We start from the raw sequence: 24,992 nt of genomic DNA on the forward strand, positions 1-24,992 counted from the left end.
CGACTGCCGCGACGGGCATGCCGCTCGATCCCACTCTCAAACAAGCCTTGCGCAGCACGCGCTGGCGCGCCGCCGCCGTGGTCGCCGCGCTCGCCTTGATCGCGCTCGCCTTGCTCGGCGGATTCCGCTTCGCGCCCAAGCGCACCGGCCAATCCGGCGCCGGCGTACGCGCGACCGCCGGCGCGCTGGCGGTGCAGCCGCTGCGCGCCTGGGTCGATCATCGCGACCCGAAGGGGCGCGAGGATTCGGGCGGCAAGGACTTTCTGGTGCTCGAAGCGGTGGTCGAGAATCTGACCAAGAGCAGCAGCAACTATTACTTGTCCGACGATCTGCGCTGGCTGACCGGGACGGAGGATCAGAAGGGCAGCAGGCCGGATCTGATCTATCTCGCCGACGATCTGACCTTGCACGACTATCTGCATCCCAAGCTGCCCACACGCGTGCTCTTGTGCTGGAAACTGCCCAAGGGTCAGGCACTGACGCAGCCGCTGCGCTGGGGCTTGTACCAGCGCCGCTACGCCGAGAAGGCCTACATCAGCAACGAAAGCGGCTGGATCCAGGACGGTCCGGGCACCACGCTGAAGCTGCCGGCCGAAGACCGGCGCGCGCAGGTGCCGTCGTCGTGATCGGGCAGACGCTGCGCCGGCTCGGCTGGCGCGAACTTTTGTGGCTCGCGGCCGGACTCGTGCTGATCGTGCTGATGCGCGAGAACTTGCTCAGCTACGAAGACAAGCTGGCGCCGCTGAGCGTGGCCGGCGCGCTGAAGCAGCGTGTGGTCGCGCGCGAGTTCGCGGTGACGGTCGATGGCTTCCGCCTGGCGCGGCGTTACAAGACCGGCGGCGATTACGCCAGCGACAACAGCACGCGCGAATTGAAGACTTCCGGCATCTGGCTCGCCTTGCCGGTCAAGATCGAGATGCTGCAGCGGCCGGGTTACCTCAGCGCGCGCCTGCGCACGCGCGACGGCATTTATTACCGCGCCAACAGCGAGCAGCGCCCGCGCGTGCGCGGGGTGAATCTGGCCGGTCAGCAGTTCGTGCCGGGACTCGGTTACGACGGCGCGTTCTTCTTCGAACTGCCGCCGGAGCAGTTGCCCGGCGCGCACGTCGAGTTCTTCGTCGGCACGCTGACGCCGCCGTCGAACGACGGCTTGATCGACGTCGATCTCGGCACCGGCAAGGCGAGCAGCGCCGAACTGCTCGCGCGCGCGTTCGAGGAGGTCGACCTGCGGCCATGAGCACGAACGACAGCAACGCTTCCACCTGGTGGCGACGCCAGCGCTTTTATCTACTCGGCGCCTTGCTGCTCGGCGCTTGGGCGTTGTACGCGCCGTATCGCGAAGCCTGGCATCGCTATGCGCGCATGCATCCGATGCAGCCGATCGAGGTTGCGCACGAAGGCTGGGGCCAGTACGAGGGCGCGCGCTGGCGCTTGCTCAACGTGACCGCGCGCGACAAGCCGGATTTGCGCGAGGACGCGATGGTGCTGGTGGCGCGCTTCGAGATGATCGCCGACGCCGGCGCCGACATCAAAAAGCTCGATCGCTGCAAAGGCCGCCTCACCGACGCGCGCGGCCGCGTCTGGGACGCCGATCCGTTCATGTCGTTCCGCCAGCCGCGCACGCTGCCGTCTTCGTGCGCGAGCGGCCGCGGCGCCAAGTTCGAAGAGATCCAGGCCAAGCCCGGCGAACCGTGGCAGTTCGAATTGCCGTTCGTGGTGCCGCGAGGGCTGGAGGTGAAGACGCTGCGGCCGGAAATCTTCATTCCGTGGGCGGACCTGAAGGCCAGCGGCACCTATTTGCGCTTCAACCCGTAGCGGGCACCGGCACGGCTGTTTGCTCGCTAGCCGGCGCGGCGGGCGCGCTCTGCAAGCGCGCGATGGCGCAGTCGCAGGTCGCCGCCAACAGCGCGATGCGCACGATCTCGGTCAGCAGCGCCGGTCGGGTGGAGATCGGCGCGCCGATCAAGACCGAGATCGGTTGTCCGATCACATCCCACCAGCCGCTCTCGTGCGGGCCGAGCAGGGCGACCATGCCGCGCCACGCATACGAATCGATCCAGTCGAGCAGCTGGAAGCAGACGCACAGCACGACCACCGCCGGCAGACCCGCGCGCAACACCAGGCGCAGGCTGTTGGCGATCGGTACGCCCTTGCTGGTCCAGCCTTCGCTGGCCTTGCCGGCGATCTTGCGCACCAACAGCGGCAGCGCGCTGTAGCGCGTGCTCAGGCGTTCGAGCGAGGCGTCGGCAGCGTCGAGCTTGTGCGCGCGGCGCATGTCCATGCCGTAGATGATCGCGGTGATCGCGAGCCAGACCATCGGCGTGACGATGCCGCCGAACGCGGTCGTGGCCAAGCTCACCACCGGCGCCAACGCTTGCTTCAACGGCGCCAGCAGATGGAACAGCGCGCGCGGGTCTTCCCACCAGTTCATCAGCCACTGATGCGCCGCGCGATCGCCCCACCAGTCCTTGCCGAGGCCGATGCCTTGCGCGATCGCGCGCGCGCCGACGAACACCCAGTACGCCTCGCACGCGGTCGCGAGCAAGGTCCAGCCGATGCCGCCGACGCTCTTCGCGCGCTTGAGGCTGACGTGGCGGACGAGGAAGGACAGCGCCAGCGCCAACCACAGCCACGGCAGATTCAGCACGTCTTTCAGCGACACCTTCTGCTCGCCCGGAATCGACCAGATGTAGTTGATCTGGAAATCGCGGCGCAGGCCGTCGAGCAGACCCCAAGTGGTGTAGTAGGCGAAGAACGGCAGCAGCGCGACCGCCAGCGCGCGCATCCACGCGGCATGGCGGCTGCTCGATGCGACCGTCTGCGGCACGTCGCGCCGCGCCAGCATCGGCAGGCTCGGGCGCAGGCACAGGAACATCGCGATCACACTGGCCAGCTGGCTGACCACGAGCAAGGCGATCACCGCGTAGGCGAGCAGCAGCGAGGGCCCGGCCAGCGCGATCGCCGCGTCCATCAGCAGGTCGTACACGACCCGTTGCAGGAAGAACCAGAACAGCAGCGCCGGCCAGTGCCGCGCGAGCAGGCGGCCGCTCAGGCGCAGGATGTCGAGCCAGGCACCGGCCGAAACGGTGGAGGTGTTTTCGTGGCTGATGGGCGCGTTCGACATGGCGCGCATGGTAGTCGATCGCTGCGCGGCGGTCGCCTCGTCAGCGCTGCGCCAGTGCGTGCAGGAAGGCGTTGCGCCAGGCCGTGATGTCGTGCCGGCGCAGGTGTTCGATCATCGCCGACCAACGCTCGCGGCGCTCGTTCAGAGGCATTTCCAGTGCAGCTTCGAGGCTTTCGACGATATCTTCGGGATCGAGCGGATTGATGATGATCGCCTCGCGCAGCTCGCGCGCCGCGCCGGCCTGGTTCGACAGCACCAGCACGCCGGGATCGTCGGCCGCCTGCGCGGCGACGAATTCCTTCGCCACCAAGTTCATGCCGTCGCGCAGCGGCGTGACCAAACCGACGTGTGCGCTGCGATAGAAGCCGGCCAGCGTTTCCTGCTGGAAGCTGCGGTTGACGTAGCGGATCGGCACCCAATCGGGTTCGGCGTAGCGGCCGTTGGTGGCGCCGGCCAAACGTTCCAGGCGCGAGCGCAGTTCGCGATACTCGAGCACGTCCTCGCGCGAAGGCGGTGCGATCTGCAAGAGCGACACTTTCGAGCGCCATTGCGGATGCTTGGACAAGAAGCGCCCGAACGCCTCGAAACGCTGCGGCAGCCCTTTCGAATAGTCGAGCCGATCGACGCCGATCGCGAGCCGGCGCTGCTCGAGGCTGGCGATCAGTCGCTTGTTCGCGGCGCTGCCGACCGCGCGCTCGGCCTGGCGCGCGACGCGTTCGGTATCGATGCCGATCGGAAACACGCCGGCGCGAAACCGCTGCCCGTTCGGCAAGCGCACGTTGCCGGTGTCGTCGATCTCAGCTGCCTGCTCGTCGCGGAAGTAGCCGAGCAAGGCGCGCAGATCGGATTCGGTCTGCACGCCGATCAAGTCGTACGCGGCAAGCGCGCTGAATACCTGCTCGTGGTGCGGCAGCGCGGCGATCAGCTCGCGCGGCGGCAGCGGCACGTGCAGGAAGAAGCCGATCGGCGCGTCCACGCCGAGCCGGCGCAGTTCCGCGCCGAGCGGAATCAGGTGATAGTCGTGCACCCACAAACGGTCGTCCGGGCGCAGCAGGCGCGCGACCTGCTCGGCGAACAAGCGGTTCACGCGCAGGTAGCCGGCGAGATCGCTGCGGTTGAAGTCGAGCAGCGCCTGGCGGAAGTGCAGCAGCGGCCACAGCGTGCGATTGGCGAAGCCGAGGTAGTACTGCTCGTACTCGGCGCGGGTCAGGTCGAGCAGGGCGTAGTCGACGCGCTCGGCGCTCGCGCGTTGCAGCGTGCGTTCGCTTTCATCGACCAGTCGGCCGCTCCAGCCGAACCAGAGGCCACCGTTCTCCGCCAGCGCGGCCTGCATCGCCGAGGCGAGTCCGCCCGCGCGCGCTTCCTTCGGCTGCGCGACGCGATTGGAGACGACGACGAGACGGCTCATCGCGTCCTCACAGCACGCTCTCCCAGCTGCGCGAGAGCCGCGTCGCCGCGTTGATCAGGCCGACCAGAGAATAGGTTTGCGGAAAATTGCCCCACAACTCGCCGCTGCCCGGATGCACGTCTTCGGACAACAGCCCGAGCGGATTGCGCCGCGCCAAGAGCTGCTCGAACAAAGTGCGCGCCTCGTCGGTGCGGCCGATCGAAGCGAGCGCGTCGACGTACCAGAAGCTGCAGATGGTGAAGCTGGTTTCGGGCGCGCCGAAGTCGTCCGGTACGATATAGCGGAACAGATAATTGCCTTGGCGCAGCACGCGGCCGACTGCTTCCACCGTCGCCACGAAGCGCGCGTCGTCGGCGCGCACGAAGCCGAGATCGGCGAGCAGGAGCAGGCTGGCGTCGAGCCGTTCGCTGCCGAACGCATCGACGAAGTGACCGTGCACCGGATGCACGGCGCGTTCGAGGATCAGCGCGCGCACGCGTTCGGCGCGTTCGTTCCAGAACGCCGCGCGCTGTTCGAGCCCCAGATGCGCGGCGATGCGGCCGAGGCGGTCGCAGGCGGCCCACGACATCACGCTCGAATAGGTGTGCACGTCGCTGCGGCCGCGGAATTCCCACAATCCGGCGTCGGGTTGATCGTGCAGCCGAAACGCGGCCTCGCCGGCCGGTTCGAGCCGCGCAAAGGCGGCGGCGTCGCCGCGCACGTTGAGGCGGTGATCGAAGAACAGCTGCGTCGCCGCCAGCACCACGCTGCCGTAGACGTCGTGCTGGCTCTGGCGCCAGGCGTCGTTGCCGATGCGAACCGGCCCCATGCCGCGATAGCCGGCCAGATGTTTCGCCTCGCCTTCGAGCAGCTCGCGTTCGAAATGGATGCCGTACACCGGCGCCAGATCACCGTCGGCGGAGGCGGCGAGATTGGCCAGGTAGCGCAGGTATTCCTCCATGCTGCGCGTCGCGCCGAGGCGGTTCAGCGCACGCACGACGAAGGCCGCGTCGCGCAGCCAGCAATAGCGATAGTCCCAGTTGCGCACCGTGTGCGGCGCTTCCGGAATCGAGGTGGTCAGCGCGGCGACGATCGCGCCGGTGCCTTCGTATTGGCTCAGCTTCAGCGTGATCGCGGCGCGGATCACTGCGTCCTGCCATTCGGCCGGGATCGACAAGTAGCGCACCCACTCGCGCCAGTAGTCGACCGTGGCATCGAGCGCCTCGCGCACGTGCAGCGCCGGCGCCTGCGCCAGCGTCTCGTCCGGCCCGAGCACGATCGCAAGCTCGCGATCGAGCAGGAACGGCAGCTCGTCGCGCAGCATCGGCAGCGGCGCGTCGGTGGTCGCACGCAGCACGACGCCGTCGAACAGGAAGCGCAGATGGTTCGAGCCGAAGCTGCGTTCCGGTCGGCGCGCGCCGTAGTCGGCCAAAGGACGCAGGCGCAGGGTGATGCGCGGCGCGCCGGCCAGCGGCCGGATCGTGCGCAACAGGCTCATCGGATGGAAGATGCGGCCGTTGAGTTTGTAGCGCGGTGCGAAGTCGACGATCTCGACCGCGCTGCCGTCGGCGGCATTGAGCTGCGTCACCAGCACCGGCGTGTTGTCGAGGTAGCGCTGCGAGCGCGTCGTTTCGCCCTCGAGCACGATGTCGAAATAGCCGAGGTCGCCGGCGGTCGGCGACAACAGCGAACAGAACACCGGATCGCCGTCGAACGCGGGCAGGCAGCACCAGACGATGCGGCCGCGCGCATCGATCAGGGCGCCGATGCTGCCGTTGCCGACGACGCCGAGATCGAGATTGGCCGCAGTTGACGTGTCCGCTACGAGCGGCTCTGTGGCGAGAGTGGTTTGAGTGGGTTTCATCCGGTCTCCGTTCTCGAGTCGGTTGCCGCGGCGAGCGCGGTGAGCCAGCGGCGTGTCGCCGGCGGATCGGCCAGCGCGTAGCGCGCGCGTGTGGGGCGGCGCGAGCCGACGATGATGCCGAGGCCGCCGAGTTGCTCGGCGCGCACGAAGGCGTGCTCGTCGGTGTAATCGTCGCCGATCATCCACGGCTGGCGGCCGGCGAAAGGCGGCGTCTGCATCAAAGCGGCGAGTGCGACGCCTTTGTCGACACCGGCCGGTTTGATCTCGACGACGCGATTGCCCGGCTGCAATTCGAAACCCGCGCCGGCGACGTGCAGCAGTTCGGCCGCCGCGCGCTGCACCTCCGTTTCGGCCGCCGGCACGTTGCGATAGTGCAAGGCGAAGGCGATGTCCTTGTCCTCCAGCAGCACGCCGGGCAGGGCCTTCGCGACCGCGTGGGCAGCGTCGCGCAACGCGGCCACGCGCGCAGGATCGGCACGCAGTTCGACCAGGCTGCCGTCGGCGCGGCGCAACTCGGCGCCGTGCAAGCCGGACGCGGCCGCTTGCGGCAAGCCGAGCAAGTTGTCGATCTGCTGCAACGGGCGGCCGCTCACCAGCGCGAGCGCGCCGCCGAGGGCTCGGTGCAGGCGCTGCAAGACGGCACGCAGTCCCGCCGCGACGACGACGGCATCGGGTCGTGCGGCGAAGTCGAGCAAGGTGCCGTCGAGATCGAGGAAGAGCGCGGTGGTCGCGACCGCCGCGCGCGGTGGCGGCGGCAGCGCGCCGGCATTCGCCACGGGATCGTTGCGACTCATGGATGGCCAGGCGAGTTCACCCGCCCGAGTTCACACGCCGCCACATGTATACCGACTGACCGCGCACGCATTCGTGCCACCGATGTCATGCCGGCGCGACGTCTCGTTGCGGCAGCAATCCGCGTTGAAGCAGCCAGGCGCGCGCGTCGTCGGCATCGTGCTCGAACCAAGCGCGGGTGGAGCCGAGGCGGAAGGTGTAGCCCCAGGTGTCCATGTCGCGCATCAGTCGTGCGCTGCCGACGCCGGGCAACTCGTCGGCGAGCAGGATTTGCAGATAGCAGGTGGCGTCTTCCTCGGCCTGCGAGTCGGACGCGTCGGTGTGGATGCCGGCGCGGCGCTCGCTCGGCGCGACGATCAAGTGACAGGCTTCGTGCAGCAGCGAATGCACCGGCGTGTCGTCGCGCGCATAGACGGCGTGCGCGATCACGCCGGCCTCCGGTTCGCCCCAGTAGCTGCCGGGGATCGATGCGCCGGCGTCGACACGAACCAAGGTCAGCGCATGACGCGCGAGCAGCGCGTCGATCGCGGCGATGTCGAGATCAGCCAGCGTCAGCACGCCGGCTTCGTCGTCGTGCATCAGGTCTCGTCGGCGGGCGCGCCCGGCAGCTCGGACTCTTGCTTGTCCGGCAGCGCGACCGACAGCTCCAGCACTTCCTGATCGCCGTCGCGCTGCACGTGGATCTCGATCGCGTCCGGATCGATGTTGACGTACTTGCGGATGACTTCGAGCAGTTCGCGCCGCAGCAGCGGCAGGTAGTCGGGGCGGCCGCTCTGCGCCCGTTCCTGCGCGACGATGATGCGCAGACGTTCCTTGGCGACCGACGCGGTGTTCTTCTGGCGTGCACGCAGGAAATCGAACAGTCCCATGCTCAGCTCCCGAAGATGCGTGCGAGGAAGCCCTTCTTCTGCGCATCGATGAAGCGCATCGGCCGCGTCTCGCCGCTGAGGCGCGCGACGGCGTCGGCATAGGCCTGACCGGCGGCGGATTCCTCGTCGAGGATGACCGGCACGCCGGCGTTCGACGCCGTCAACACGCCGGGCGATTCGGGAATCACGCCGATCACTTCGATGCCGAGGATTTCCTTGACGTCGTTGACGCCCATCATGTCGCCGTTGGCGACGCGATCGGGGTTGTAGCGGGTCAGCAGGAGATGCTGCTCGACCGCACCGTTGCCGAGTTCGGCGCGGCGCGTCTTGCTCGACAGAAGACCGAGGATACGATCGGAGTCGCGCACGCTCGATACTTCCGGATTCACCACCACGACGGCGCGGTCGGCGAAATACATCGCCAGTGAAGCACCTTTTTCGATGCCGGCGGGCGAGTCGCAAATGACGTAATCGAAACCTTCTTCGGTCAATTCATTCAGCACGCGCTCGACACCTTCCTTGTTCAGCGCATCCTTGTCGCGCGTCTGCGAAGCGGCCAGCACGTACAGCGTCTCGATGCGCTTGTCCTTGATCAATGCCTGCTTCAGCGTGCACTCGCCTTGGATCACGTTGACGAAGTCGTAGACCACGCGGCGTTCGCAACCCATGATCAGGTCGAGGTTGCGCAGGCCGACGTCGAAGTCGATGACCGCGACCTTCTTGCCGCGCTTGGCGAGACCTACGCTCAGCGAGGCGCTGGTCGTGGTCTTGCCGACGCCGCCTTTGCCGGAAGTGACGACGATGATTTCAGTCAATGTGAGTCTCCTGGAAAACGGGATCGGTGATTGCGGATCGCGGATTGGGCGCAAACGCGGCCCATCGAATGCGACGCTCATTATCCGTCATTTGTTCTCCCCGCATCCCTGAGCGCAAATTCCCATCACATTTTTTTCAAAAGCAGCTTGTCGCCGTCGAGCCAGGCTTGTACCGGTTTGCCGCGCAATTCGGCCGGAATATCTTCGAATACGCGATAGTGCCCGGCGATCGAAACCAGCTCGGCGTGAAATTCCTGGCAATAGATGCGCGCGCTCTCGTCGCCTTGCGCGCCGGCCAGCGCGCGTCCGCGCAAGGCGCCGTAGACGTGGATCGAGCCGTCGGCGATGACTTCGGCGCCGTTGCCGACCAGAGCGTTCAAGATCAGGTCGCGCCCGCGCGCATAAATCTGCTGGCCCGAACGCACCGGCTTGTCGTGCAAGAGGCCGGAGGAGGACGCTGCAGCCGGCGCAGTCGCGCTCGGCGGCGGCGGCGTGGCGCGTTCGACCCGCGCCGGTTCGCGCGAAGGCGGGGGCGGCGTATCGCGCGGCGACGGCGGCGCTTCCGCGCCGCGCTCGTAGGCGGCACGGAATTTCGCGAACACCGGCACGCCGAGTGCCTGCGCCAGCGCGTCGTTCTCGCTGGTGCCGTAGGACAAGCCGACCGGCAGCATGCCGCTGGCGCGGATGCGTTCGAACAGATCGCGCACCGTGTCGAGGTCGGGCAGCGCCGGCAGATGGCTCAGGTCGAGCACGACGGGCGTGCGCAGGAACAATTTTTCCGCGCTTTCGACTTTCTCGCGCAATTCGGCGGCGAGCGCATCCGCGTCGAGCCGCTTCAATTTGAGATTGGCGAGACCGACTTGACCGAACTTGATCTCGGCGACGGCTTCGAGGGTGCCGATCGAGGCTGCTGTCATCGTCGGCGCAGGCTCAACCGCCGCCTGCTGCGCGCACGGCCGGGCGTCCGGAGTTCAGACGGCCGCGCTCGGCCAGCCACGGCAGATCGGGCAGGCCGGCGCCGTCGAGATAGGTCGAGCGCACGAACGGATAGCTGCACAGATTCTTCGCCAGCAGCGAGACGCGGCGGCCGTTGCTGGACATCGTCTGCTGGCCGACTTCCTGGAAGCCCCAGGTGCCGTGGAACAGCACCGACACGTCGTCGCGCGGCTCCAGGAATACCTCGCAGGCGAGCAGCGGCACGCGCGTCTCGGCGTAGCTGGTCACGTCGGCATAGAACACACGGCCGAGGCCGAGGCCGCGATACGGCTTGGCGATGACGATGCGGTCGATGTAGACGAACGAGGGATAGCGCTCGCGAAACCACTGATAGTTCGGACTCTCGTAGTCGGCGCCTTCACGCATCGCCGGCAGGAACCCGGCGGCGTGGCCGTCGACCTCGGCGAGACGGAAATAGCTGGCTTGCTCGTACAGCGTATGCAGGCCGGCGGCGTCCAGCGGCAGGATGGTGGAGCCGGCGGCGTTGTTGAGGGCAAGCACCGAATCCAGTTCCTGCGGCGACACGTCGCGGATGCTCAAAGACATCGTGTAACTCCATGGAAATCGTACCCAGCCCGACGGTCATGCGCTCGGCATGGCGGGTCCGCGGCGGCGCAATTATCGCACGTGGCCGCAGCAGGGTCATGGCGCGGTGCGGGCGGCGAAGTTAGCGAAGCGTTAGCGCGCCGGGGTGCGCGGCAGCGCCAGTGCCAGAGCGATCACGCTCGCCGCCGCCAGTCCGATCACCACCGCGGCCGCGCTCCAGCCGTCGCGGCTGGCGACGAATGCGGCCGCGATCGGCGGCAGCACGAACTGGCCGACGGCCGAGCCCTGCATCATCAGGCCGTTGACGCTGGACAAGAGTTCCGGCCGCGGCGTGTGCTCGGGCGCCAGCGCGAACAGGCTGCCCGGGATCAGGCCGCCCAAGCCCGAGAACAGCAGGCCGCCGGCGACGCGCATCGCGGCGGCGCCGCTGTCGGCGAAGGCCAGCGCGGCGCCGAGCCCCATCGCCGCGGAGGCGACGATCAAGAGGTACCGCGCCGGCACGCCGGCACGCAGCGCGAAGCCGGCGGTGGCGTTGCCGAGCACGTTGGCGAGCACCACCAGCGCGCTCAGCGTGGCGGCGGTCGCTGCGGTCAGGCCGCCGGCGTCGACCAGGATCAGCGGCAGGAAACCGACCACGACCAGATATTCGCCGGCGTACAGCGTGAAGATCGCGGTCAGCAGCCAGGGGCCGCGCTGACCCGCCAGCGCACGCAGCTGCTCGCGCAGTGGCGGCCGTTTCGGCGCATCGTCGGCACGGATGCCGCGCGCCGCGCCGAACAGCGCGACTGCAGCCAGTAGGGTCAGCGCCGCCGCCACCAGCCAGACCCCGCGCCAGCCGATGCGGTCGAGCAGCGGCGCGCCGAGCAGCAGCATCAGGCCGATGCCGAGCGGCACATTGGTACCCCACAAACCGAGCGCGACGCCGCGATCGGCCGGTGTGGCGGCTTGCACGATCAAAGACGGCAGCGACACGGCGGCGAGGATGAAGCCGAAGCCTTCCAGCGCGCGGCTGCCGAGCAGCGCGGCGGTATTGGGTGCGGCTGCGCCGAGAGCGGAAGCGAGCGCCATCAGCAAGAGGCCCGCCAGCGCCACGCGCGCCTGGCCGTAGCGATCGGCGAGCAGGCCGACCGCGATGCCGGCGAGGGCGGCGATCAGACTGAAGATCGACACCACCCAGCCGGCCGTGGTCAGGTCGAGGCCGAAGCTTTCGCGCAGCAGCGGCATCGCGCCGGGCGCCTTGCCGATGTGCAGCGCGACCGCGACACCGGCACCGACCAGCACCGCGACCACGACCCAGGGCGTGCGCGCATTCGCGTTCATCAGGCGGCACCGGTCGCCGGCGCGAGTTGCGGTGCCGGTGTGACGTCCTCGTGCTCCGGCACGGCGCGATGTTCGGCTGCGATCAGGGAGTAGAACACCGGCACCACGAACAAAGTGAACAATGTGCCGATGATCATACCGGCAACCAAGACCACGCCGATGCTGTGGCGCGCGGCGGCGCCGGGGCCGCTGACCATGACCAGCGGCAACGAACCGAACACCATCGCGGCGGACGTCATCAGCACCGGGCGCAGACGCGTCAGCGCCGCTTCGCGCGCGGCGGCCAGTCGATCGAGGCCGAGCGCCTGGCGCGCGTTGGCGAACTCGACGATCAGGATGCCGTTCTTGGCGATCAGTCCGACCAAGGTGATCAAGCCGACCTGCGAGTAGATGTTGATCGTGGTCAGCCCGAGAAAGCTGAAGACCAAGGCGCCGGAAATCGCCAGCGGCACCGAGCCGAGCAGCACGATCAACGGGTCGCGGAAACTCTTGAACTGCGCCGCGAGCACCAGGTAGATCAACACCACCGAAAACCCGAGCGTCACGGTCAGCGCCGAGCCTTCCTTGCGGATCTGGCGCGACTCGCCGGCATAGTCGATCGCGACATCGGCGCCGCCGGCGGCGGCCGCGGCGGCTTCCAGCACGGCGAGGCCTTCGGCCTTGGTCACGCCCGGCTGCACGCCGCCGAAGATGCGCACCGAATTGCGCTGCTGGAAGCGGTTCAAGGTGCGCGGCGCGGTGCTGGTTTCGATGTGGGTGAAGGAGGACACCGGCACCAAGCGGCCTTCCGGTGTCTTGATCTTGAGGTCGAGCAGCGGCTCCAAGGTAGCGCGGTCGGCGTCGCCGAGCTGCGGGATCACCTTGTAGCTGCGGTCGAAATAGTTGAAGCGGTTGACGTAATTGCCGCCCAGCAAAGTGCCCAGTTCGCGGCCGACGCCGGCGAGATCGAGACCGAGATCGGCGATGCGCTCGCGGTCGAGCACGACGCGCGCTTCGGGCAGGTCGATCTTGAGGTCGGTGTCGACGTAGAGGAACTTGCCGCTCTTCATGCCGGCGTCGAGTACGGTTTGCGCGGTCGCCAGCATCTGTTCGACCGGCGCGTCGTTCTGCAGCACCAGCTCGACGTCGTACTGGCCCGGTGTCGGCAGCGGCGGATCGAGGCGCGGGAATACGCGCAGGCCGGGCACTTGCGACACTGCTGCGTAGACGTCGCCGTACATCTGCTCCGTGGTCAGGCCGCGCTGCTTCCAATCTTTCGCCACCAGGCCGCCGTAGCCGCCCCAGGCAGCGGTCAGCGACCACACGTAGTCGGCTTCGGCGAACGTCTTCAGCGCTTCGACCACGTGCAGCGAATCGCGATCGGTCGCCGCCAGCGAAGAGTCGGGCGAGGCTTCGTAGTACAGGCTGATGTGGCTTTGGTCTTCGACCGGAGCGAGTTCCTGGCGCGAATTGAGATACAGCGGCCACGCGGCGAGCGTCAGCAGCAGCGCCGCGGCGACGATCGCCGCGCGCATGCCGAAGGCCACTTCGAGCAATCGCGCATAACCGCGCCGCACGACCTCGAAGCCGCGGTTGACTAGGGTCGTCAGGCGGCCTTCGTGACCACGCTCGTGCACGAAGCGCGAGCTCATCACCGGCGACAGGGTCAGCGCGACCACGCCGGAGACGATCACCGCCATGGCAAGGGTGATCGCGAATTCGAGGAACAGCGAACCGGTCAGTCCGCCCTGGAACGCGATCGGCGTGTACACCGTCGCCAGGGTGATCGTCATCGCGATGACCGGGCCGATCAGTTCGCGCGCGCCGATCATCGCCGCCTGGACGCGCGAGCGGCCTTCCTGCACGTGACGCTCGACGTTCTCGACCACCACGATCGCATCGTCGACCACCAGGCCGACCGCGAGCACGATCGCCAGCATCGTCAGCAAGTTCAGGCTGAAGCCGAACGCGAGCATCGCGATCGCGGTGCCGACCAGCGAAACCGGCATCGCGATCAGCGGCACCAGGGAGGTGCGCAGCGAGCCCATGAACAGGAAGACGGCGAGGCCGACGATCAGGATCGTTTCGGTCAGGGTCTTGGTGATCTCCTTCAGCGCGCTGCGCATGAACATGGTGCCATCCCAGACCAGGCGCATGTTGATGTCCTTGGGCAAGGTCGGGCGCAGGCGTTCCATCTCGGCCTGCAGGCGGTCGGCGACCTCGATTTCGTTGCTGCCGACCAAGGGCCAAATGCCGAGGTAGACCGCTTCCTGCGCGTCGTATTTGGCGACCAGATCGGCCTCTTCGGCGCCGAGTTCGACGCGCGCGACGTCGGACAGACGCACGATCGCGCCGTTGCGGTCGGTCACGATCAGGTTGGCGAATTCCTCCGCCGAACGCAGGTCCGTGTTCGCCAACAGGTTGACCTGCACCAGATTGCCCTTGGTCTGGCCGACCGCGGCGAGATAGTTGTTGCGCTCCAGTGCCGCGTGCACGTCGCCCGGCGAGAGGTTCAGCGCGGCCAGGCGCGCCGGATCGATCCACACGCGCATCGCGATCTGCTGGCCGCCCTCGAACGTCACGCGCTGCACGCCTTCGAGCGTGGCCAGCTGCGGCTGCAAGGTGCGCAGAAGCCAGTCGGTGATCGCCGGCACGCTGCGTTCCTTCGAGGCGAAGCTCAGATAAAACGTGGCGTAGGGGCGGTCCGCACGCTGCACTTCGACCGTCGGCGGTTCCGCCTCGGCCGGCAGCTGCGAGCGCACCTGTTGCAGGCGCGCGGTGATCTCGGCGAGTGCGGCGGTGCTGCTGTGGTCGAGCTTGAGCCGCACGGTGACCGTGCTCTGGCCGGCGCGGCTGGTCGATTCGATGTGGTCGACGCCGCCGATCGAGGACACCGCGCGCTCGATCGGAGTGGTCAGAAAGCCGCGTACCGTCTCGGCGCTGGCGCCGTAGTAGACCGTGGTGATCAGCACCGAGGAACTCTCGATCTGCGGATACTGCTGCACCGGCAGCGACGACAGCGCGCGCCAGCCGACCAGCAGGATCATCAGGTTGATGGTGATCGCAAGGACCGGGTGTTTGATGAAGACATCGGTGAAGGCGCGCATGGCAGCGGTTCCGGATTCGCGATGGAGTTATTGCGGTTGGCCGGCGCGAGTCGCGCCCGCTGCGGCGTCGCCGGCCTCTGAGGCGCGGACCGCGATCAAGGCGCCGTCGCGCAGCTTGAACGAACCGGATGCGGCAACTTTCTCGCCGGCACGAAGGCCCGACTCGATCACCGCTTCGCGCTCGAGCAGCGCCTCGACGCGTACCGTGCGTTGCTGCGCGCGCGTCTTGCCGTCGGCGGCGGTGGCGAGCACGAACACCTGATCGCCGCCGGGCCCCTTGCGCACGGCACTCAGGGGAACAGCCACGGCCAGGCGCGCATCGCCGACCGGCACGCGCACGCGCACCGAAGCGCCCGGTGCCGGTGCGTCGGCATCGTTGACGATGCGCGCACGCACGGTCGCGTTGCGCGTGGCCGAATCGACGCGCGCATCGACCGCGACGATCTTCGCCGCGATCGGCGCGGCGGCGTTCGCCGCGATGACCTGCACCGTGTCGCCGGCACGCAGGGCGTGGCCGATCTGCTGCGCGACCGCGAAGTCGACGTAGGCGGCGTCGTCGACGCCCTGCAAGGTCGTCAGCAAGGTGCCTTCGGCGAGGAATTGGCCCGGATGCACGTCGGCAATGCCGACGCGCGCGCGGAACGGCGCGCGAATGGTCTTGCGTGCGATCACCGCCTTGGCGCGCGCAATCTGCGCCAGGGCGACGTCGCGTTCGGCGCGCTGGCGATCGAGATCGGCTTTGGAGGCGAATTGGCTCTGACTCAGGCGCTGCATGCGCTCGAGCATGCTCTGCGCCAGCGTCGCCTGGGCTTCTTGCGCCTTGAGCTCGGCGCTTTCGACCGAAACATCGAGTTGCACCAGCACGGCGCCGGCTTCGACGACTGCGCCCGGCGCCAGTTCGACGCGGTGCACGGTGCCGGCCAGTTCGTTGCGCAGCGTGATCGAGCGCAGCGCGACGACGGTACCGATCGCGGTCGTGCTGGCGCCGTGTTCGCGTTCGACGGCGGTCGCCGCCACGACGGTTTCGGTTGGCTCGGTCTGCTGCGCGGATGCCACTTCGGCGGCGCGCAACGAGGCCTGTTTCCACAGCGTCAGCGCCACGCCGACGCCGATCAGGGTCGCCAGCAAGGCGGCCGACGGAATCCATACTCGACGGGACATCGGAGTTCCTTGCAAGATGAGCTGAAATAATCCTAAACTTGAAAATTCCACAAATCGAATGATCATTTCTAACGCGATCATTAGCTGAACTCATGGGGTGAGTCATGCCGAGTCCCTATCGCGCGACCCCGCCGCTGCCGGCGTTGCGCACCTTCGAGGCGGTCGCGCGGCTGTCGAGCTTCACCCGCGCGGCGGAGGAGCTGGCGATCACGCAAAGTGCGGTCAGCCACCAGATCCGCGCGCTGGAAACGTTCGTCGGCGGCACCTTGTTCCTGCGCCGCAATCCCGGCGTCGAGCTGACCGCGGAGGGACGCATCCTGGTCGAGGGCGTGCGCGCCGGGCTCGATCTGATCCTGCGAGCCACCGATCGGATCCGGCTGCCGCGTCAGATCGGCGTGCTGACGGTGGCCGCGCCGATGGCGTTCGCGAGCTGGTGGCTGGTGCCGCGCCTCGGCCACTTCGCCGCTCTGCATCCGCACATCGAGATCCGCATTTCGACGATGGAATGCCCCGAAGTCGATTTCGAGCGCACCAATGTCGACGTCGCGATCATCACGCGTCCCGCGGCCGAGCCGCCGCGCCGCAACGAAACGCCGCTGTTGCGCGAGAACATCTTCCCGGTATGCAGCCCGGCTTTGGCCGAGCGCGGCCATCTGCGCCAACCGGCCGATCTCCTGCGCCAAACGTTGATCGAAGAAGACTCCGAGCCGTTCGAGGCCTCGCGCTGGGCGCCGTGGCTGCAGATGCTGGGCGTGTCGGACCGCCCGGCGTTGCCGCGGCTGCGCTTCAGTCATTACGGCGTCGCGCTGTCGGCGGCGATCGACGGGCTCGGCGTCGCGCTCGGACGCTCGCCGATGATCGATTGCGAAATCGCGGCCGGACGCCTGGTGCGACCGTTCGGCGACAAGCTCGAATTGACCGCGCCGGACACGCACCTGCTGGCCTGGCCGGAAGGAGCCGAGCGGGATCAGCGCTTCCTCGCCTTCCGCGATTTCGTGCTCGATGAGACCTGCAATTGCGAACTGGCCGCCGGCCCCTGCGGCGATCCGCCGCCCAAGCAGCCGCCCGAGACCGACTGGCCGGCCGAGCGCGCAGCGCGGCGTCAGGCGGCGAGCGATCCCTCGCTGGTCGGATGAGCGCGGCCGCGCGCGCCGAGCCGCGTGACTTTCGGACAGGTTACGTCGTTCCGGCGCGCGCCTATGATGGCGCCATGCCTTGGCCGAACTTCAACCACATCCAGCTCTTGCGCTACGCCGGCCTGTTCCAATACGCCAGCGTCGGCACGCCGTTCCTGCGCTACCAGACCCTGGTCGAGGACCTCGCGCAGAAGCAGCTGCCGACCTCCTACGTGCACCTGTGGCTGGGCTGCTACATCGTGTTCGGCATCGTTTATTGGTATGTCACGCGCGATCTCGGCGACCGCCGCCGCACGCCGCTGCGGCGCGCTCTGCAGATCGTGCTGCTATTGGTGTTGAACACGACTGTCGTCGCAATCGGCTGGTTCAGCCAAGGCGGCATCGGCGCGCTGCTGCTGGCGGTGATCGCGGTGGCACTGCCGTGGCTGCTGCCGCTGCGTGTCGCGCTCGCGTGGATGGTGCTGCAGAACTTCTCCTTGGTGCCGGTGTTCGCCAGCATCCGCGAACCGGTGTTCAGCCTCAGCGACGCGTTCCTGCAATCGAGCCTGTATTTCGGCTTCATCGTGCTCGCCTTCGTGACCTCGTTCGTGACCAAGCGCCAGGTCGAGGCACGCGAAGAGCAGCGCCGGCTGAACTCGGAACTGCGCGCGACGCGCACCTTGCTGGCGGAATCGAGCCGGCTGGCCGAGCGCATGCGCATCTCACGCGAGCTGCACGATCTGGTCGGGCATCATCTGACCGCGCTCAGCCTCAACCTCGAAGTCGCCAGCCATCTGGTGCAAGGGCCGGCGCAGGAGCACGTGCGTCAGGCGCAGTCGGTGGCCAAGCTCTTGCTCGGTGACGTGCGCGAGGTGGTCAGCCAGCTGCGCGAAGACGACAATATCGACTTGACGCAGGCGCTGAAGAACCTGATCGAGGGAGTACCGGGCCTGGACATCCATTTGGAACTGCCGCCGCGCTTCGGCGTCGACGATCCCAAACGCGCACAGGTGCTGTTGCGCTGCGCGCAGGAGATCATCACCAACACCGTGCGCCACGCCGGCGCGCGCAATCTGTGGCTGTGCTTCGAGCGCAGCGCCGATCGCGAGATGGTGATCCGCGCGCGCGACGACGGTCAGGGCGCGATCCAATTCAAGCAGGGCAACGGCCTCACCGGCATGCGCGAGCGCCTCGCGCAGTTCGGCGGGCGACTCGACATCGCAACCGGCAAGGGGCAGGGCTTCGCGCTCGACGCCTCGCTGCCCCTGGAGAGCAGGGCATGAGCAAGGAAGAGATCATCAAGGTCTGTCTGGTCGACGATCAGACCCTGGTGCGCCAGGGCATCCGCTCCTTGCTGGAGCTGTCCGACTCGATCCGCGTCATCGCCGAGGCCGGCGACGGCACGCAGGCGGTCGAGGTCATCCCGCGCGTGAAGCCGGACGTGGTCCTGCTCGATCTGCGCATGCCGGGCATGTCCGGCATCGACGTGCTGAACGCGCTGGCCGGCGCCAACCGCTTGCCGCCGACGATCATCCTGACCACCTTCGACGACGATCAGCTCGTGCTGGCCGGACTCAAGGCCGGCGCGCGTGGCTATCTGCTCAAGGACGTCTCGCTCGATCAGCTGGTCGACGCGGTCAAGACCGTCGCCGGCGGCGGCTCGCTGGTCGCGCCGGTGGTGACGCAGCGGCTCTTGTCGGGCCTCGAGCGCATGCACAACGACTTCGTCAGCCTCGATCGGCCCGACCCGTTGACCGAACGCGAAACCGAGATTTTGCGTCTGATGGCGGGCGGCTACAGCAACAAGGAAATCGCCAATTCGCTCGGCGTGGCCGAGGGCACGGTCAAGAATCACGTGTCCAACGTGCTCTCCAAGCTCGGCGTGCGCGACCGCACGCGCGCGGTGCTGAAGGCGTTCGAGCTGGGCATCGTCTGAGACCTGCCGAGAACCGCTCGCGCCACGGCGCGGCGGCTGCTGTACGAACGGATTCGTGGCTTTCCGAGCGGTTTCGCCGTTGCAGATCCGCCACTTGGTGCGATCGATCGAGCCTCTTTGCGATGCGGGCTGGTCGGTGCGAATGGGACGGACGTAGCGTTTCCGGCCCGGACTCCGTTACCATCCGGCCCTTGGCCTGCGCCTTCGTGGGCCGTGTCGGTGCTGGCAGGCAGGGGACGCCGGGCGAAACCCGTCGCGTTCCTGCCACGCGCCGATGTCTGTAACGGCTGACGCCCTCGGAGATGGCTCGGATGATTCGTATCCTCGAAGTACTGGTTTCGCTGGTAATCGTGTTGGTGCTGGCGGTGTTGATCGGCTTGCTGCTGCCGAGCCACGGTCACGTCAACCGCGTGGTCGAGGTGTCGAGCCCGGTGCGCCAGGTCTACGACACGTTGAACACGTACCGGCGCTTCCCGCAGTGGTCGGCCTTCCGCGGCCTCGACCCGCAGACCCAGTTCAAGATCGAGGGCGCCGAATCGGGTCCGGGCGCCAAGGTCAACTGGACCAGCTCGAACGCGCGCGTGGGCAATGGTGAGTACGAGATCACCAAGGCCGATCAGGACAGCAAGATCGAAATGGCGGTCAAGAACAATTGGACCGGCGAGAACAAGAAGTTCACGATCGAATTGGAACCGTCGGCGAACGGCAAGACGCTGAAGATTCATTGGGCGTTCGACGCCGATTACGGTTGGGACCTGTTGGCGCGTTATGCCGGCCTGTACATCTACGGCGATCCGGCGCAGACGATCCAGTCCGACCTCAACAACGTCGCCGCGATGCTCGCCGGCTTCCCCAACACCGACTACAAAGATCAGAAGATCGACGTGGTCGACGTCGCCGCCAAGCCGGTGCTGCTGGTCGCGACCAAGGCCAAGCGCTCGCTCGAAGACGTGGCCGACGCCACCGACACCGCGATGGCCGAAATCGAAGCGGTGCTGAAGAAGGCCGGGCTGACCGCCGCCGGTCCGCGCATGACGATCACCACCAACTGGGGCGATGAAGACTACGCCTTCAGCATCGCGGTGCCGGTCGATCGCGCGACGTTCACGCTGGACAAGCAGGATTTCACCATCGACGCGCCGGTGCCCAAGCCCAGCGAGACCGAAGGCGACAGCGAAGGCGAAGAGAAGACGCTCAACCCGGGCGATCGCGATGATCACGGCTTGCTCGTCGTCGGCGGCAACGTGCGCGCCGCGCTGTGGTACCAGGGCAAATCCCTGATGAGCGAATACACCGGCAGTCCGGCGGCGTTGCCGCTGTATCGCCTGAACCTGAAGGCGTATGCGGAGACGCACGGCTATCGCTACACCGAAGCCGGCCTGACCCGCTTCTGGGACGAAATCACCTCGGCGCCGGATGCGGCCGCGGATCAGGAATCCTTCCGCGTCTATCTGCCGATCCAGCAGTAGGATTTCCTTCCGGTAATAACGAAAAAGCCGCGCCCCGAGCGCGGCTTTTTCGTTTCGGCGCTTCGCGCCGCGCGTGCAGCGGCTTCGCCGCGAGCGCAACGATTCAGCGCGACGTGCGCGCGCTGCCTCTGCGCCGCGCCTGCGCCGCGCTCAGTTCGGCGTGATGCTCCTCGGCCCAGCGGTCGACCGCGCGCAGTGCGCGGCTCAGCGACTGGCCCAGCTCGCTCAGGCGGTATTCGACGTGCGGCCGCACCGTGCGATGGTCGATGCGTTCGACCAGCCCGTTCTGCGCCAGCTCGCGCAAAGTCTGGCTGAGCATCTTCTGCGAGATGCCGTCCACTTCGCGCAGCAACTGGTTGTTGCGCAGCGGGCCGCGCGCGAGCAGCGGCACGATCAACAGCGGCCATTTGCCGGAAATCAGCTCCAGCGCCGCGCGCGAGGGACAGTCGGCGTCGTAGACGTCGCCGCCGACAGCTGCGTCCTTCTTCATGGTTACCAAAAGGTGTGTACTTGACCGGCGGATAGCGTGGGACAAAATACCGGCACGAGCAAGTCGATCGCAGGAGTGCCGTCATGCGCCACGTTTTGGCTGGATTGTTTCTGTTCTTCCCGCTGCTCGCCGCGGCGGCGGATACACCGGCGACAGCTGCCGCCGCACGTAACGAAGCGCTGGTGCGCGAGTACTTCGACCGCGTCTGGAGCGGCGGCGATCTCGCCGCGCTGGATCGGCTGCTCGCCCCCAACTACGTCAACCACACGCCGAGCGCGGGGCGGCCCGAGCCGGGGCCGGGCGGGCTCAAGCCGATCGTCAAGGCGATTCGCGCGGCGTTTCCCGATCTGCACTACGTGATCGAAGAAGTCATCGCCACGCCGACGCACGCCGTCGCGCGTGTACGCATGCAGGGCACGCAGACCGGTCCCTTGTTCGGCGCGGCCCCAACCGGACGCCGCATCGACGTGCTGCAGATCAACATCGAACGCATCGAGAACGGGCGCATCGTCGAGCACTGGCGCGTCACCGATGAGTTGGAGATGCAGCGCCAGCTCGGCACGATCGCGCGTTGAGGCGTAGCGACCGCACTGCGGCTCAGCGGCCGGCGTAGCGCACTTCGACGACGACGTAGCGCGCCAATCCGCCGGGCAGCGCGGCTTCGAACTCGTCGTCGGCGCGGCGCTTGAGTGCGGCGCGCGCAAGCGGCGAGTCGATGCTGATCCAACCGAGCGCGGCGTCGGTCTCGTCGGGGCCGACGATGCGGTATTCGTGTTCGGCGCCGTCCTCGTCCTCGACGCGGAACCAGGCACCGAAGTAGATCGCGCCGGGATCGCTCGGCACGCTGTCGATCACGCGCAGGCGTTCCAAGCGCTTGCCGAGATAGCGCACGCGGCGATCGATCTCGCCGAGTTGCTTCTTGCGGTAGGTGTACTCGGCGTTCTCCGAGCGATCGCCTTCGGCCGCCGCCGCGGCCAGCGCGCGCACCACCTCGGGTCGGCGCACGCGCCACAACTCGTCGAGTTCCGCCTTCAGGCGCTGATGGCCTTCGGGCGTGATCACGGCGGTGGAGGCGGCAGAAGGAGGACGCCAGCGGCTCATCGGACGATGCTGCGGGAAAGGCGCAACGCTATCGGTGCTCGTACGAGGCGTCAACGCTGCGGCGCGGCTAGAATCCCGCGAGGGAAGGGGGGAACGCCGGCTTGCTCATCGTACCGCTGCATCGCGCGCCGACCTGGGCGAATTTTCCGTGGGTCACGTTCGGCTTGATTCTCGCCAACGTCTTCGTGTTCGCGTTTTTGCAGTCCAGCGATGCGCGCGTGCGCGAGAGCGCGCTCGACTACTACGCGCAGCAGGATCTGGCGCGCTGGGAATTCCCGGCCTATCGCGAGTGGCTCGATGCGCACGCGAGCGAAGAGCGCCGACGCACCGTGTTCGAAGGCGTGGCCGACGTCGATGCGCGGCTGGCGGCGCAGGTGTTGCAGTCGGACGCCGCTTTTCTGGCCGAACTGCGAGCGGGAAAACTGCTCGAAGCCGATGCGCGAAATCTGGACGATTGGCGCGAGCGCCGCACCGAGTTCGATCGCCGCTGGGACAAGGCGTTCACCGAGCGCTGGATGATCCGCTTCTCGCAATTCGAACCGCGGCGCTGGTTCGGTGCGATGTTCCTGCACGGCAACGTCGGTCATCTGATCGGCAACATGCTGTTCCTCGCCGTGCTCGGCCTGTTGGTCGAAGGCGCGCTCGGCCGCGGCCTGTTCCTCGCGCTGTATCTGCTCGGCGGCCTCGGCAGTGCGCTGCTGAGCGTTGCCTGGCGTTGGGGCGAAGTGGGTGCGGCGCTCGGCGCATCGGGTGCGATCGCCGCGTTGATGGGCGCCTATTGCGTGCTGTGGGGCAGGCGCAAAGTGCGCTTCTTCTGGTGGTTCTTCGTCGTGTTCGATTACGTCAAGGCACCGGCGCTGGTGCTGTTGCCGTTCTGGCTCGGCTGGGAGCTGTTCAATCTGTTTTGGAACAAGGGCGCCCACGTCGGCTTCGATGCGCACGCCGGCGGCATCCTTACCGGCGCGTTGCTCGCGCTCGGCGTGCGCGCGCTGGGATGGGAGCGGCGCGAGTTCCTCGACGAGGACGCCGTCGCGGACGCGCGGGCGGATCGCGAGGTCGCGCTCGCGGCGGCGCGCGAGCATCTGGGGCATTTGCGCATTCCGGCCGCACGCGCCTTGCTCGAACCGCTGCTCGCTGCGCAGCCCGACGACTTCGACGTGCGCGCCGCGCTGTATCGCTGCGCGCGAATGGAGCCGGGCATGCCGCGGCTGGCCGAAGCCGCGCGTGCGGTATTGTTGACGCCGCCGCGCAACGCGGTCGAGGCGCGCGAGCAGAAGGCGATCTACGAAGATAGCCTGGCGGCCGCGGCGAAGCCGTCGCCGCTGAGTCCGATGCAGGCGATCGGTTTGTTGCGGCGCTGGCCGGCGATCGGCGCCGGCGCCGATGCGGCGCGGCATCTGGCCGAGTGGATCGGCCGAGCCCCAGCTACGCCAGGTCTGCGCGGCGCCTGTCTTGGCGTCGCGCGCGACTTGCGCGAGCGCGGCGAGTCCGCTGCGGCCAAGCCGTTGTTGGAACGGCTGGTCGCGGCATGGCCGGCGAGCGAGGAGGCCGGCAAGGCGCGTTTGCTGCTCGCCGATCTCGCCTAACGTGCCGGCGTCGTCGCCGGTGCGAGCTTGTCGAGGAAGTCGCGGTAAGTGGCAATGTCCTTGGCCAGCGGATGGGTTGGATACGCTTTGGCGAGTTGCTCGAGCAGGCCGCGCGCTTCGGCGTCCTTGCCCATGCGTTCGGCCAAGAGCTTGGCCGCCAGCAGATAGTTCTGCGGAATGTCGCGGTGCTTGGGGTAGCGTTTGTTGAAGCCCGACAAGAGCTTCAGTGCGAGTTGCGTGTTGCCCGAATCGGCGGCTTTTTGCGCGACGCGCGTGACCTCGTCGGGCGCGGAAAGCTGGAATGCGGGATCGAGATCGACGCATTCGCGCGCCACATCGACCGCGCGCCGGTCCTTGTCCTGCGCCAGCAGCAGGGTGATCCATTCGCGTCCGTGCCGAAGTTGTTCTTCGCGTTGATTGCCGAGCGCGAGCAGCTTGCGGTACTGCGTGTGCAAGGCTTCGGTGCCACCGTGCGCGCGCAGTTGCTCGGCGATGCGTTCGCGCGCGGCGTCGGGCTTGTCGTCGCGCACCAGCTGCGCGCTTTCATCCAGGGTCGTCTGGTCGGGATCGGTGACGCCGCGGCGCAGCGGCGCGGGCGCCTGCACCGGCTCGTAGCCGACTTCGTCGTGGTACTGGTAGATCAGATAACCCATCAGATGGAACGTCGCCACGATCACGTAGTGTGCGATCAGGCTGACCAGGATCACGGCGAGGAAACCGGGCAGGAGCTGGCGCGCGAACGCCTGCGCGTAGAGCTGGCTGGCGAAGAACACGAAATACAGCAGAACCACCGCGACATAAGCCCAGCCCAGGCGCGCCAGAATGGCCAGCCAAGTGGCGGGATTGAGCGCGTGCGGCAGGCTCTCGTCCATTGCCAGCGACATCACCGCGGCTGGCCAGCACAGCCCGAGCACGAGCAGCACGAGCAGGCCGCCGCCGGGGCCGAGCAGCACGAAGCCGGCGATCGCCATCGCGAAGAAGACGATCTGCAGCCAGATCTGGCCCCAGCCGGTGCTGTCCTCGACGCTGATGCTGCCTTCCGGCGGCGTCAGCCGCCCGTTCGCCGAGGCGCGCAGGCATTCGAACGCGTACTTGTACACCGCGACCCAGACCACGAGGTCGAGCACGAAGCCGATCAGGCCGGGCAGGAAGCCGACCAGATGGCAGAGCGCGAGCACGCTGATCGTCAGCATCGCATCGGCGTGCAGCGGGTACAGCGAGATTTCGCGCAGGCGGTTCCAGAACGGAACGATCGGCGTCTGACTCATCGGAGCGTCCTTGCGGATGTCGGTTCGGGGAATGGCGTTCGGAGACGCGTTCGCGGCAGACGATTTC

The 24,992-nt window shown here is 67.6% G+C and carries 24 protein-coding genes; 9 read left to right on the forward strand and 15 right to left on the reverse strand.

All coding sequences use genetic code 11. The annotated features are described in order from the left end of the window. Positions 1-17: 17 nt before the first annotated feature. Genes AC3QL3_RS06190 through AC3QL3_RS06200 form a run of 3 tightly spaced genes read left to right on the forward strand, consistent with a single transcriptional unit; the run spans position 18 to position 1,815 of the window. Complete coding sequence (locus tag AC3QL3_RS06190; protein ID WP_492897504.1) at positions 18-626, forward strand: hypothetical protein; 609 nt, start codon at positions 18-20, stop codon at positions 624-626. Next, the gene (locus AC3QL3_RS06195) at positions 623-1,237 is read left to right on the forward strand and encodes a hypothetical protein (protein ID WP_492897505.1); all 615 of its coding nucleotides are present in this window, start codon (positions 623-625) and stop codon (positions 1,235-1,237) included. Before AC3QL3_RS06190 ends, AC3QL3_RS06195 begins: the two co-directional genes overlap by 4 nt. Further along, positions 1,234-1,815 (forward strand): hypothetical protein, encoded by a 582-nt coding sequence (locus AC3QL3_RS06200; RefSeq protein WP_492897506.1) that lies wholly within the window; start codon positions 1,234-1,236, stop codon positions 1,813-1,815. Before AC3QL3_RS06195 ends, AC3QL3_RS06200 begins: the two co-directional genes overlap by 4 nt. Here the strand turns inward: AC3QL3_RS06200 and AC3QL3_RS06205 are convergent. The 12 genes from AC3QL3_RS06205 to AC3QL3_RS06260 form a co-directional block, all read right to left on the reverse strand. Further along, the gene (locus AC3QL3_RS06205; protein WP_492897507.1) at positions 1,805-3,124 is read right to left on the reverse strand and encodes a hypothetical protein; all 1,320 of its coding nucleotides are present in this window, start codon (positions 3,122-3,124) and stop codon (positions 1,805-1,807) included. The genes AC3QL3_RS06200 and AC3QL3_RS06205 overlap by 11 nt on opposite strands. 40 nt (positions 3,125-3,164) lie before the next feature. Continuing rightward, the gene (gene otsA / locus AC3QL3_RS06210; RefSeq protein ID WP_492897508.1) at positions 3,165-4,532 is read right to left on the reverse strand and encodes an alpha,alpha-trehalose-phosphate synthase (UDP-forming); all 1,368 of its coding nucleotides are present in this window, start codon (positions 4,530-4,532) and stop codon (positions 3,165-3,167) included. Between the two features lie 7 nt (positions 4,533-4,539). Further along, positions 4,540-6,375, reverse strand: coding sequence for a glycoside hydrolase family 15 protein (locus tag AC3QL3_RS06215; RefSeq protein ID WP_492897509.1), 1,836 nt, complete (start codon positions 6,373-6,375; stop codon positions 4,540-4,542). After that, entirely contained in the window at positions 6,372-7,169 is a 798-nt protein-coding gene (gene otsB / locus AC3QL3_RS06220) for a trehalose-phosphatase (protein WP_492897510.1), read from the reverse strand. The genes AC3QL3_RS06215 and otsB overlap by 4 nt, the downstream gene beginning before the upstream one ends. Before the next feature lie 85 nt (positions 7,170-7,254). Then, positions 7,255-7,746, reverse strand: a complete 492-nt coding sequence (locus AC3QL3_RS06225; RefSeq protein ID WP_492897511.1) for a hypothetical protein — start codon at positions 7,744-7,746, stop codon at positions 7,255-7,257. Continuing rightward, on the reverse strand, positions 7,746-8,036 hold the full coding sequence (gene minE / locus AC3QL3_RS06230) for a cell division topological specificity factor MinE (RefSeq protein WP_492897512.1): 291 nt from the start codon (positions 8,034-8,036) through the stop codon (positions 7,746-7,748). The genes AC3QL3_RS06225 and minE overlap by 1 nt, the downstream gene beginning before the upstream one ends. 2 nt (positions 8,037-8,038) lie before the next feature. Further along, positions 8,039-8,851: a septum site-determining protein MinD gene (minD, locus tag AC3QL3_RS06235; protein ID WP_492897513.1), complete on the reverse strand. Its 813-nt coding sequence runs from the start codon at positions 8,849-8,851 to the stop codon at positions 8,039-8,041. Between the two features lie 125 nt (positions 8,852-8,976). Then, complete coding sequence (gene minC / locus AC3QL3_RS06240; protein WP_492897514.1) at positions 8,977-9,768, reverse strand: septum site-determining protein MinC; 792 nt, start codon at positions 9,766-9,768, stop codon at positions 8,977-8,979. A gap of 13 nt (positions 9,769-9,781) precedes the next feature. Continuing rightward, entirely contained in the window at positions 9,782-10,393 is a 612-nt protein-coding gene (locus AC3QL3_RS06245) for a GNAT family N-acetyltransferase (protein ID WP_492897515.1), read from the reverse strand. Between the two features lie 132 nt (positions 10,394-10,525). Beyond that, positions 10,526-11,713, reverse strand: coding sequence for an MFS transporter (locus AC3QL3_RS06250; protein ID WP_492897516.1), 1,188 nt, complete (start codon positions 11,711-11,713; stop codon positions 10,526-10,528). Further along, entirely contained in the window at positions 11,713-14,799 is a 3,087-nt protein-coding gene (locus AC3QL3_RS06255; RefSeq protein ID WP_492897517.1) for an efflux RND transporter permease subunit, read from the reverse strand. The genes AC3QL3_RS06250 and AC3QL3_RS06255 overlap by 1 nt, the downstream gene beginning before the upstream one ends. A 27-nt stretch (positions 14,800-14,826) precedes the next feature. After that, the gene (locus AC3QL3_RS06260) at positions 14,827-16,041 is read right to left on the reverse strand and encodes an efflux RND transporter periplasmic adaptor subunit (RefSeq protein ID WP_492897518.1); all 1,215 of its coding nucleotides are present in this window, start codon (positions 16,039-16,041) and stop codon (positions 14,827-14,829) included. 23 nt (positions 16,042-16,064) lie between these two features. Here AC3QL3_RS06260 and AC3QL3_RS06265 point away from each other — a divergent pair, with 23 nt between their 5' ends. From AC3QL3_RS06265 to AC3QL3_RS06280, 4 genes are all read left to right on the forward strand, one after another. Continuing rightward, entirely contained in the window at positions 16,065-17,096 is a 1,032-nt protein-coding gene (locus AC3QL3_RS06265) for a LysR substrate-binding domain-containing protein (protein WP_492897519.1), read from the forward strand. A gap of 74 nt (positions 17,097-17,170) precedes the next feature. Further along, positions 17,171-18,358, forward strand: coding sequence for a sensor histidine kinase (locus AC3QL3_RS06270; protein WP_492897520.1), 1,188 nt, complete (start codon positions 17,171-17,173; stop codon positions 18,356-18,358). A gap of 11 nt (positions 18,359-18,369) precedes the next feature. Next, positions 18,370-19,011, forward strand: a complete 642-nt coding sequence (locus tag AC3QL3_RS06275; protein WP_492898876.1) for a response regulator — start codon at positions 18,370-18,372, stop codon at positions 19,009-19,011. Between the two features lie 311 nt (positions 19,012-19,322). After that, a complete protein-coding gene (locus tag AC3QL3_RS06280; RefSeq protein ID WP_492897521.1) occupies positions 19,323-20,480 on the forward strand; it encodes an SRPBCC family protein in 1,158 nt (385 codons plus the stop codon). A gap of 103 nt (positions 20,481-20,583) precedes the next feature. Here AC3QL3_RS06280 and AC3QL3_RS06285 read toward each other — a convergent pair whose 3' ends face one another. Continuing rightward, complete coding sequence (locus AC3QL3_RS06285; protein WP_492897522.1) at positions 20,584-20,970, reverse strand: winged helix-turn-helix transcriptional regulator; 387 nt, start codon at positions 20,968-20,970, stop codon at positions 20,584-20,586. Between the two features lie 83 nt (positions 20,971-21,053). Here AC3QL3_RS06285 and AC3QL3_RS06290 point away from each other — a divergent pair, with 83 nt between their 5' ends. Next, a complete protein-coding gene (locus tag AC3QL3_RS06290; RefSeq protein ID WP_492897523.1) occupies positions 21,054-21,545 on the forward strand; it encodes an ester cyclase in 492 nt (163 codons plus the stop codon). A 22-nt stretch (positions 21,546-21,567) separates the two neighbouring features. On the opposite strand, the gene greB is transcribed toward AC3QL3_RS06290, so the two are convergent. Then, on the reverse strand, positions 21,568-22,071 hold the full coding sequence (gene greB, locus AC3QL3_RS06295; protein WP_492897524.1) for a transcription elongation factor GreB: 504 nt from the start codon (positions 22,069-22,071) through the stop codon (positions 21,568-21,570). Between the two features lie 101 nt (positions 22,072-22,172). On the opposite strand from greB, the gene AC3QL3_RS06300 reads away from it, so the two are divergent. Next, positions 22,173-23,657 carry a rhomboid family intramembrane serine protease gene (locus tag AC3QL3_RS06300; protein ID WP_492897525.1) on the forward strand — a complete coding sequence of 495 codons (1,485 nt, stop codon included), beginning with the start codon at positions 22,173-22,175 and terminating at the stop codon, positions 23,655-23,657. Here AC3QL3_RS06300 and AC3QL3_RS06305 read toward each other — a convergent pair. Next, on the reverse strand, positions 23,654-24,925 hold the full coding sequence (locus AC3QL3_RS06305; protein WP_492897526.1) for a tetratricopeptide repeat protein: 1,272 nt from the start codon (positions 24,923-24,925) through the stop codon (positions 23,654-23,656). The genes AC3QL3_RS06300 and AC3QL3_RS06305 overlap by 4 nt on opposite strands. Positions 24,926-24,992 lie beyond the last annotated feature (67 nt).

It is taken from the genome of Dokdonella sp. GW821-FHT11D02, from assembly GCF_058808595.1.